General features: G+C 65.8%; 11 protein-coding genes. 8 read left to right on the forward strand and 3 right to left on the reverse strand.

Annotation, left to right across the window (positions count from 1 at the left end):
• Nucleotides 1-18 precede the first annotated feature (18 nt).
• The 8 genes from AMA01_RS03215 to tlp all read left to right on the forward strand — a co-directional run bounded on the left by AMA01_RS03215 (nt 19) and on the right by tlp (nt 6,427).
• Nucleotides 19-804: an SDR family NAD(P)-dependent oxidoreductase gene (locus AMA01_RS03215; protein ID WP_067847177.1), complete on the forward strand. Its 786-nt coding sequence runs from the start codon at nt 19-21 to the stop codon at nt 802-804.
• Between the two features lie 25 nt (nt 805-829).
• The gene (gene acpP / locus AMA01_RS03220; RefSeq protein ID WP_067847181.1) at nt 830-1,084 is read left to right on the forward strand and encodes an acyl carrier protein; all 255 of its coding nucleotides are present in this window, start codon (nt 830-832) and stop codon (nt 1,082-1,084) included.
• Nucleotides 1,085-1,137: 53 nt separating this feature from the next.
• Complete coding sequence (locus AMA01_RS03225) at nt 1,138-2,796, forward strand: class I adenylate-forming enzyme family protein (protein WP_067847184.1); 1,659 nt, start codon at nt 1,138-1,140, stop codon at nt 2,794-2,796.
• 76 nt (nt 2,797-2,872) lie between these two features.
• On the forward strand, nt 2,873-4,099 hold the full coding sequence (locus AMA01_RS03230) for an acyl-CoA dehydrogenase family protein (RefSeq protein WP_067847187.1): 1,227 nt from the start codon (nt 2,873-2,875) through the stop codon (nt 4,097-4,099).
• Between the two features lies 1 nt (nt 4,100).
• The gene (locus tag AMA01_RS03235; RefSeq protein WP_067847193.1) at nt 4,101-5,126 is read left to right on the forward strand and encodes an alcohol dehydrogenase catalytic domain-containing protein; all 1,026 of its coding nucleotides are present in this window, start codon (nt 4,101-4,103) and stop codon (nt 5,124-5,126) included.
• A gap of 18 nt (nt 5,127-5,144) precedes the next feature.
• The gene (locus AMA01_RS03240; RefSeq protein WP_067847195.1) at nt 5,145-5,732 is read left to right on the forward strand and encodes a hypothetical protein; all 588 of its coding nucleotides are present in this window, start codon (nt 5,145-5,147) and stop codon (nt 5,730-5,732) included.
• Nucleotides 5,733-5,747: 15 nt separating this feature from the next.
• Nucleotides 5,748-5,966: a hypothetical protein gene (locus AMA01_RS03245; RefSeq protein ID WP_067847199.1), complete on the forward strand. Its 219-nt coding sequence runs from the start codon at nt 5,748-5,750 to the stop codon at nt 5,964-5,966.
• A gap of 227 nt (nt 5,967-6,193) precedes the next feature.
• Nucleotides 6,194-6,427, forward strand: coding sequence for a small acid-soluble spore protein Tlp (gene tlp / locus AMA01_RS03250; RefSeq protein ID WP_067847202.1), 234 nt, complete (start codon nt 6,194-6,196; stop codon nt 6,425-6,427).
• 37 nt (nt 6,428-6,464) lie between these two features.
• On the opposite strand, the gene proS is transcribed toward tlp, so the two are convergent.
• The 3 genes from proS to AMA01_RS03270 form a co-directional block, all read right to left on the reverse strand.
• Nucleotides 6,465-7,916: a proline--tRNA ligase gene (gene proS, locus AMA01_RS03255; protein WP_067847205.1), complete on the reverse strand. Its 1,452-nt coding sequence runs from the start codon at nt 7,914-7,916 to the stop codon at nt 6,465-6,467.
• Between the two features lie 620 nt (nt 7,917-8,536).
• Complete coding sequence (locus AMA01_RS03265) at nt 8,537-9,013, reverse strand: helix-turn-helix domain-containing protein (protein WP_082743915.1); 477 nt, start codon at nt 9,011-9,013, stop codon at nt 8,537-8,539.
• A 77-nt stretch (nt 9,014-9,090) separates the two neighbouring features.
• Nucleotides 9,091-9,657 (reverse strand): GNAT family N-acetyltransferase, encoded by a 567-nt coding sequence (locus AMA01_RS03270; protein ID WP_231862803.1) that lies wholly within the window; start codon nt 9,655-9,657, stop codon nt 9,091-9,093.
• Nucleotides 9,658-9,668: the final 11 nt, after the last annotated feature.

Below are 9,668 nucleotides of genomic sequence, written 5' to 3' on the forward strand. Positions count from 1 at the left end.
GCCGGGGAGGCGACACGTTTGTTACTGGAAGGAAAGCGGGCATTCATCACCGGATCGAGCCGCGGCATCGGCCGCGCCATCGCTCTACAGATGGCCAGGCACGGCGCGGACGTGGTGGTCCACTACCGCCGTCAGCCGGAGGAGGCCGAGGCCACCGCGCAGGAGATTCGAAATCTCGGCCGCCGCGCCATGGTCGTCAAGGCGGAACTCGAGAGCCAGGACGAGCTGAACCAGGCGTTCGACCAGATTGAGCGCGAGTTTGGCGATCTCGACATCTTCGTCGCGAACGCCGCCGCGTCGGCGTTCAAGCCCATCGAGCAGCTGAAGGACTACCACCTCGACCGGACGTACCGCGTGGTGATTCACAGCACCGTGTTCGCGGCGCAGCGCGTCATCCCCATGATGGAGCGGCGCGGCGGCGGCCGGATCATCACCATGTCGAGCATGGGCAGCACCTTCACGCTGCCCAATTACGCCACGCTCGGCACGGCGAAGGCGGCGCTCGAGGCGCTCACCCGCTACCTCGCCCGCGAGGCCGCGCCGAAGAACATCACGGTGAACGCCATCAACCCAGGCGTCGTCGACACGGAGTCCGCCCGCTTCTACGGGGCGGATCACTACGACGCTTATCGCCGCGACGTGGAGGCGCACACGCCGCTCGGCCGCCTCGCGTCGCCGGAAGAGGTGGCGGACGTCGCCGTCTTCCTCGCGAGCGATCTCAGCCGCTTTGTCACCGGCCAGGTCATCTGGGTGGACGGCGGTCTGACGCTTCTCACGGGCGGATTCGAAAGCTTTTCATCCTAAATCCTCTACGCAAAGGAGATGCGACATGGCAACGTTGAGCAGGGAAGATATCGAGGCGCGCGTGCGCAAGGTGGTTGCGAATCAGCTTCAACTGTCCGAGTCTGAGGTGAAGCCGGACAGCCTGTTTGTGGACGATCTCGGCGCGGACTCTCTCGACCTCACCGAGCTCGCCGTCGCGTTTGAGGACGAGTTCGACCTCGAGATCCCCGAGGCCGACTTCGGCCAGTTGTCCACCGTGGCGGGCGTGGTCGACTACATCGAGCGCCGCCTGTCCGCGTGACGGCCGGGCGCAAAGCTGAGGCGGCGCAAACTCCCCGAAGTGGAGGCGTGGCGATGTTTGACTTTCCGGGCCGCACGCTGTCGGAAGAGCGTGCCAAACTGTACTTCGAAAAGGGCTATTGGACGAACGAGTCGTTTGTCGACGTCCTGTTCGAGGACGTGAAGAAGTATCCGAACTTTGTCCACCGCGACGAGGCGCGCGAGGTGACGTACGAGAAGCTGTGGAGCGAGGTGGAGTCCGTGGCCGCCCATCTGTACCGGATGGGCGTGCGCAAGGGGGACACCGTCGCGCTGCAGTTGCCCAATGCGCTCGATTACGTCGTGGCCGTGTTCGCCTGCGCGCGCATCGGTGCCATCGGCGTGTCGCTGCAGATCGATCTCGGCCGCCAGGCCATCATCTCGAGCATGCGCACGTCGCGGGCCAAGGTGTGGATCATCGCGGACTATTTCCGCGGCGAGTCGCTCTACGACATGGCCGTGAGCCTGAAGCCGGAGTTGCCGGATCTCACGCACGTCGTCGTCCAGGGCGATCCGGAGCGCGCCCCCGAAGGCGCCACGACCTTCGCCAGCCTGCGCGAGGCCGGGGACAAGCTCGGCGAGGCGGAGCTTGAGGCCAACAAGCCCGGCCCGCTCGACGCCTTCTTGATGGTGTTCACCTCGGGCACCACAGGATCGCCGAAGGGCGTCGTGCACCTGCACGCGAACTACCTCTGGGCGGCCCGGGCGTACGCGAAAAACTTCGGCTATCAGCCGGGGGAGGCCGTGCTGTGCCTCGCGCCCATCTGCCACCAGACGGGCATGCTCGCCGGCGTCATGATGACCGTGGCGAGCGGCGGCCGGATCATGCTCCTCGACCGGTTCTCCGCGAGCCGCGTCATCGCGTGGATTGAGAAGTACAAGCCGGCGTACCTCGTCGGCGCGCCGCCGCACGTCATCCACGTGGCCAACGCGCCCAACCTGAAGCAGGCGGACACCTCGAGCGTGAAGCTGTTCATCTACGCCGGGGCGCCCGTGCCGAAGGCGGTGCTCGAGCAGCTGCAGCGCGACAGCGGCATCAAGGTGGGCTGCATGTTCGGCTGGACCGAGGGCTTCCTCGCCACCGCCACCCGGCCGGACGATCCGCTCGAGGCGCTCTCCTCCACCGTCGGCTTCGTCATCCCGGGCACGGAGGTCCGCCTGGTCGACGAGGACGGCAACGACGTCAAGCCGGGCGAGCCGGGCGAGATGTGGGCGCGCGGACCGAACTTCAGTGCGGGCTATTATCACAATCCCGAGGCGGCGCACCGCCAGTGGGACGAGGACGGCTGGTTCCACTCCGGCGACATTCTGCGCCAGGACGAAAACGGCCGCTATATCTTCATCGCGCGAGCGGACGACATCATCAACCGCGGCGGGACGAAGATCGATCCGAAGACCGTGGAGGACGCCATCTCGAAGCACGAGGCCGTGCAGAACGTCGCCGTGGTCGGTGCGCCGGACCCGACGCTCGGCCAGATGACGGTGGCCTGCGTCATCCTGAAGGAGGGCGCGAAGCCGTTCACGCTGCGCGAGCTGCGCGATTTTCTCGCCGAACAGGGGCTTGCGAAGTTCCAGTTCCCCGACCGGCTCGAGTTCATGACGGAGTTCCCGCAGACGCACTCCGGGAAGATCAAGAAGAAGGATCTGCGCGAGCGGTTTCGGCTCGAGGCCGAGGGCCAAGGCGTGAACGCGTGAAGGGTGGGGCGCCCGGGCTTGGCGCGGGTGCCCCACGGTTTTCGTGAGAACGGACCGCGCTTAGGGAGGAGCTTCCATGGACATCTTGAACCCGTCGGCGCGAGACGCCATCGCGCCGTCGTTCCCATCGTATGACGCCGATCTCGTCGCGCGCGCGAACGAGATCCGCAACCGGGTCATTCAGTTTCGCGAGGAGGAAGGCGCCGAGTGGGGCGCGCAAATTGAGCGCGACGAACGCATTCCCGAGGCGCTCTGGGCGCGCATCCGCGAGCTCGGCTTCCACAAGCTGACGCAGCCCAAGTGGGTCGGCGGGGAGGGGCTGCCGCTCGGCCTCTATTTCCCCATCCTCGAAGAGGTCGCGCACATGCACGGCACCATCCGCATGATGGTGCACGCGTACAACAGCATCTGGCGCACGGTGGGGCAGGGCACGCGCGAGCAGCAGGAATACTGGCTGAAGAAGCTGGTGAACGAGGGCGCGCTCGTCGCGTTTGCGCTCACCGAACCCGACAACGGCACGGGCATCGATCTGCGCACCATCGCGACGTATGAGAACGGCAAATTCGTGCTGAACGGCCGCAAGCACCTCATCACGTTCGCCGAGGAGGCGGCCGTGATCGCCGTCATCGCGAAGATGGAGGGCGGCGCGGGCCGCACGGGCCTCACGGCGTTCCTCGTGCCGCAGGGCCGCAAGGGCATGAAGCTCACGCCCATGCCGCACATGATGGGCGACAAGGGCTGCTCGCACGCCGTGATCGAATTCGAAAACTGCGAAGTCGGCGAGGACGAGGTGCTCGGCGAAATTGGCGAAGGGTTTGGCGTCGCGGTGCGCGGCTTTTTGGACCAGAGCCGCGCGTGCATCGCGCAGAGCGCGGTGGGGCTCGCGCAGGAGGCGCTGGACCGCGCGCTCGATCACGTCCGGCGCCGCACGACGTTCGGCAAGGCGCTCGCGAGCCGGCAGGCCGTGCAGATGCGGCTGGCGGAGATGCAGATTGCGATTCAGGGCGCAAGGCTTCTCTGCCTCGACGCGGCCTACAAGTACGACCAAGGGCGCGACATCTCGCTCGAAGCCGCCATCGCGAAGGCGAACGCCATCCGCATGGTGGGCGAGGTGACGGACGGGGCGCTCTCGCTCTACGGGGGCATCGGCTACGCGGTGACAAGCCCCGTGGAGCGGCTGTACCGCGACGCGAGATCGCTCTGGTTCGAGGAGGGCACGCTTGAGATGCAGAAGATGACCATCGCGGAGGCGCTCTTGACCGAGGCGCGCCGGCGCGAGCGGGCGCAGAAGAGGGCTGAGTGACATGCGCGCGCTCGTGTTTGATCCGGAAGGCGGCCTGCGCGTCGCGGAGGTGCCGACGCCACAGCCTGGGCCTGGCGAGGTCCTCATCCGCGTCGAGGCGTGCGGCATCTGCGGCAGTGACCGGCAACTCGTCCGCGGCGAGGGCGCGCCGTTGGGGACGTCGTATCCCGTCGTGTTGGGCCATGAAATTGCGGGCCGCGTGGAGGCGCTCGGCGAGGGCGTCTCGGGCCTCGCGCCGGGCGACGCCGTGGTGGTGCACCCGTTTGTGCCGTGCGGCCAGTGCGCCGCGTGCGCGCGGGGCGAGGAGCATCTGTGTCCGCATCAGGGCGTCCTAGGCTTCACGCGGGCCGGCGGCGACGCCGAGTACGTGGCGGTGCCGGCGCAAAACGCGATTCGCCGCCCGGACGGGCTCGATCCGGCCGAAGCGGCCATCCTGGTCGACGCGTACGCGACGCCGTACCGGGCCATGGTGTCGGCGGGGGTGGCCGAGGAAGAGGCGGTGCTCGTCATCGGCACGGGCGGGCTGGGGCTCGCGGCCGTGCAAATCGCCAAGGCCCTGGGCGTGCCGCAGGTGGCCGTGTTGAGCCGGCGAGAGGACGCGGGGGCGCTCGCGCTCGTCTCGGGCGCGGACGAGTTCGTGACGCTCGCGGACGATCCGCGCCAGGCCGCGCGCAGGCTGCGGCGCATGGCGAAAGGCGGAGTGGGCCTCGCGCTCGACACGTCCGGCTTTGCCGACGGGATAGACTTTGCTCTCGACGTCCTGCGCCCGGGCGGCAAGATGGTGACGGTATCCATGCCGGCGGCGGACACGCCTCTGCCGCTTGCGAAGCTCGCGCGCAAAGGCATCTCGGTCATGGGGAGCTTTGGCTCGCGCCGCGCGGACGTCGAAGAGCTCCTCCGGATGGCGGCGGAGGGGCGCGTTCAGCCCGACGTCGTGGCGGGGCGGCGGGTGTCGCTCGACGAGGCCCCGGACGCTCTCCGGAACCCGTTTTTTGGGCGCGACGTGATCGTCTTCAGTGCGCCGTGAAGGCAGGGGGGAAATGGCATGCCCGTGGATGTCGCCCATGAACTGTTGGCCAAGGGATGCCTGAGCCTGTATCGTGACGTTCGGCTCTGCCTCTCCGAGCGGGCCATGGACCTGCCCGTGCGCGAGGCGGCGTCGATGGATCATCTCCACACCTGGTTGCGCCGGCTCGCCGAAGCGGAGGAGGCGCCGATTCAGCTCGCAGGGGTGCGGTACGCCCTGCTGCAGGCGTTCCGGCACTTCAAGCCCTCGCTTGAGCCCGGCGAGCGCCACGCGTGGCTCGATTTCATCCTGCGCGATCCGACCAAGGCCCGCGCGCAGGCGTACGAGCTCCTGCTGGCGCATCCGAATGCTGAGATCCTCAGTTCGTATTATTGGCGGCACGACCGGTGGCGAATCGCCTGGTTTGAGCACGGCGGCGAGTGGTGGCAGATGTTCTGGCATTCGGATGCGGGCGACTGCACGTTTCGCACGCGGGCGCAGGTCCTCGCCGAGGCCCGGCGCGACGGGGCTCGGTACGATCCGCACTGGCTGCACGAGGAGCGGCTCGCGGTGCAGTTTGAGAATGGCGACGTGATTTATTATCCTTGGCTGGCGGAGGTTCAATGAAAGGGGCGCGATGTCATGCCCAATCGGCCGGACGCCAAGGTCCGCAGGTACTTGTACGCCATCGGCGTGCTCGGCGCGCTCATCGTGATTGCGAGCACGGCGTTTTACAAGACGCACTCCGCGCTCTGGTTCATCGGCTACGTCATCGGGTTCATCTGCATGCTGATGGGCGCGATGGCGGGTTATGCGGCGTTTGAGGAGCGCGTGTCGAAGGATCACCGGGATCCGAAGTGAACGGCGCGGCAGGCGCGGCGCGCTGCGGCGGACGAGTCCATGCGCGCTGTGGAGTCGGCTGCACGGATGGCGTGCGAGCGCTTTGGTGGACGAGCCCACGGGGTGCACTTCCGTCGGCCGCCCGGCTGGCGTGAAGGCGGAGGACGTTTTCCAGCAGCTTTCGCTCATGCGCGGAGCCCTCGCCGAGCAGATTAGCGACTGTGAATCTCGCGAGGGAGGGGTGGCGCATGCCGAATCCGGACAACCGCGCGGACAACGTGGAGCGCCTGCAGGAGGCCATCCACAACACGATGGAAAACCTGCACGAGGCGGAGGACTTTCTCGCCGCGCACGCCGGCGAGATGAACTCGAAGGACGTGCGGAACCTGGCGGCGAAAAACGAGCGCAGGCGCCGGGCCATCGACGGATTTCGCGAGGAGATCCGTGACGAGGTGCACGACGCGCGGGATCGCCTGCAATAAGCAAAAAGGAGCTGCCCGAGCGGCAGCTCCTTTTGTGTCAGTACGATTTGGCGAACCAAACCGCGTGCGCGGCGGGCTTGCCGCATGTGACGCAGGTCGCCGGGCGGGCCGGCGGATCGAACGGGATGCAGCGGCTGGTGGCCGTGCACGCGTCCTTCACCGCGCGCTCGCACGCGTCGTCGCCGCACCAGCCCGCGAGGACGAAGCCGCGCTTCGTCTGGATGATCTCGACGAGCTGAGCCAAGGTCTCGGCCACGTGCGAGTTCTCCTCGAGGCGCCGCTTGGCCGCTTCGAACAGGTCGCGCTGGATGTCGGCGAGGAGCGACTGCACGCGCTCCACGACGGCGTCGAGCGGCACGGTGATCTTTTCCCCAGTGTCGCGGCGGGCGAGGACGGCCTGGGACGCCTCGAGATCTCGCGGGCCGAGCTCGAGCCGGATGGGGACGCCGCGAAGTTCGTACTCGTTGAACTTCCAGCCGGGGCTCACGTCGTCGCGATCGTCCAGGTGGACGCGGATGTCGGCGCGCTTCAGGGCTTCGAACAAGTCGCGCGCCTTGGCGACGACGGCTTCGCGCGCCTTGGCCGGGCCGATGGGCACGACGACGACCTGCGTGGGCGCGAGCTTCGACGGCAGGACGAGGCCGCGATCGTCCCCGTGCACCATGACGATGGCGCCGAGGATGCGCGTGGACATGCCCCACGACGTGGTGTACACGTACTTCAGCTGATTGTCCTTATCCAGGTACTGAATCTCGAAGCTCTTCGCGAAGTTTTGGCCGAGGTAGTGGCTCGTGGCCGTCTGCAGCGCCCGGCCGTCCTTCATGAGCGACTCAATGGTGTAGGTCTCCACCGCGCCCGCGAACTTCTCGCTCGGCGTCTTCTGACCGCGGATGACCGGGATGGCGAGGAACGATTCGACGAAGTCGGCATAGATGCCGAGCATGCGCATGGTCTCCTCGCGGGCCTCTTCCTCGTTCGCGTGCGCGGTGTGGCCTTCCTGCCACAAAAACTCGCTCGTCCGGAGGAACGGCAGCGTGCGCTTCTCCCACCGGACGACGTTTGCCCATTGGTTCAAGAGAAGCGGCAAGTCGCGGTACGACTGAATCCACTGGGCGTACATGTGGCCAAACATGGTCTCGGAGGTCGGCCGGACCGCAAGCCGCTCCTCGAGGATGTCGCCGCCCGCTTCCGTCACCCACGGCAATTCAGGGTTGAAGCCCTCCACGTGCTCCTTTTCCTTTTCGAAGAAGCTCTCCGGGATGAAGAGCGGGAAATACGCGTTGCGGTGGCCCGTCCGCTTGAACTCACCGTCGAGCTCGCGCTGGCATCGCTCCCAGATCTCGTACGCGTCGGGGCGGATGACGATGCAGCCGCGCACAGGCGCGTAGTCCATCCACTCCGCCTTTTGGAGCACATCGATGTACCAGCGGGAAAAGTCCTCGGATTGAGGCGTGATCTCCTTCACAAATTGCTTGTCCTGTTTCGCCATACCGTTCCTCCTACGCACTGTCCTCGGTGCCATGTTACGAGGCCAGCGCGGCGCAGTCAACTTGGGCATGCCGGAGCTTATGAAATCGCACTATGGGTCCATCCTATCTGTGGGCACTTCGCACCATCGACAAGCGAGCCCGTTGAGGAGCGTTCACAAGGACGGTGAGTCGAACGGATGATAAAGAAGGGATGGATAGCAGTCGGCAGGGCCCTTGGTATGGGCGTCATCGCTGCGCCGATAGCCATGGTGGTGTGGAAGGCGGACCATGTGCATGTCCGAGCGCACGAACTTCAGCTAGCGGAGGAAGTCGTCAGCCAATTTTGCACCGTCGTTGATATGGATTCTCAGTCCGAGGGGCATCCAAATCGTCCGACAGACATGGATCAAGTTCGTGCGCTCCGGGACCAAGTCCTGACGATGCGAACACTGAGCAGAAGGCATCTTCAAGGATCTTGATGACAACCTTTTTCTAGAAACCAACAGACATCTGGAGGTACCGAACTAAGGAATGACCATGGGCTATCGCCCCATGTGTGGCAGCACATTAAGCACGCTCTGTCCGCCGCCCGTTATCGGGTTGGATGGGAGCTTGTCGCCCTATGTATGTGTACCGGCCTTCATGGACCTTCTTGCTCTGGCCCATGGTTCGGATAGACGTGGGGGTCCCCCGCCGTCTTGTCTTGCGAGGGGCGTTTAGGCGAAGCGGATGCCGGGCCTTGCGAATTCGCATCGTAAGCCTGTTCTTGTTCGCGCAGCAGAGCGGCGATGACTTCGAGCAATCGCGCGGGGTGAGAAAGGGCGTCGGCCTCCGCCAAGCGCCGCGCCATCTCGAGATACGGCGTCGTGGGACCCTGGTGCTCCGCTTCCGCTCCCTGCGAGACGCCATGCCTCTTGTCCTCTTCATCCACCAATGAGTCGACGGGAACATTGTATACGCGCGCAATGCGCGCAACGATATGAAACGAAGGGTTGCGCCTCGTCCCATTTTCAATCGCGCTCAAATGGCTCACAGAAAGCCCGGCGGCCGACGCGACCTGTGCCAACGTCAACCCGCGTTCTTCGCGCAGGCGGCGAAGGCGCTCTCCAAGGCTCATGGGTCAAACTCCCTTCCGCAGTGTCCACAAATGTGTGACCTTTACACAAATGTAGACAAAACGGCGCGATAGATCAATCACGTGGGGTGTGAATCGCCGTCCAATCGTACGATGTACAGGCGCACAGGCTCGCCTGCCGCAAACGCGCGCCGCTTCAGGTAGTCGCGCCACGGGACATCGCTGTGATGGGGCGTTTCATACGCCATCGCGTTCGGAAACAGCTTGACGAATGCACGGCACGCGCGCACATTTGCCACCGGAATGCATGCGGCGAGCCACTGCGCGCCGAGGCGCGCCGCCTCGCGAGCGGACCAGCGTTTGAGCTCGCGGTTGACGTCTGTGCCGCGGTGCGTCGGCGCGACAAACGTGCCCACTTCCATCGCGCGGCCGTGTGTCGGCTCGTCCATGGCGAGCGTCACCGCAGCGAATCCCACGGGGCGGCTGCCATCCATCGCGACGGCCACGGCGGCATCCCCGAGCCAGGCGCCCACCTGCCACGTCTGAACGAGGCGATCCCACGCTTCCCGTGCGCGAGACTCGGATGGCCAGTCGGGCTGGTCTGACCAGCGCATGTAGAACTGTTCAAGAGCCAGCCAGTCGTTCACCGACAGGCGATAGGTGCGATGAGCGTTGGTGTTCACCACATTTCCTTCTT

The sequence above is a fragment of the Alicyclobacillus mali NBRC 102425 genome (assembly GCF_001570745.1).
Taxonomy (GTDB): Bacteria; Bacillota; Bacilli; order Alicyclobacillales; family Alicyclobacillaceae; genus Alicyclobacillus; species Alicyclobacillus mali.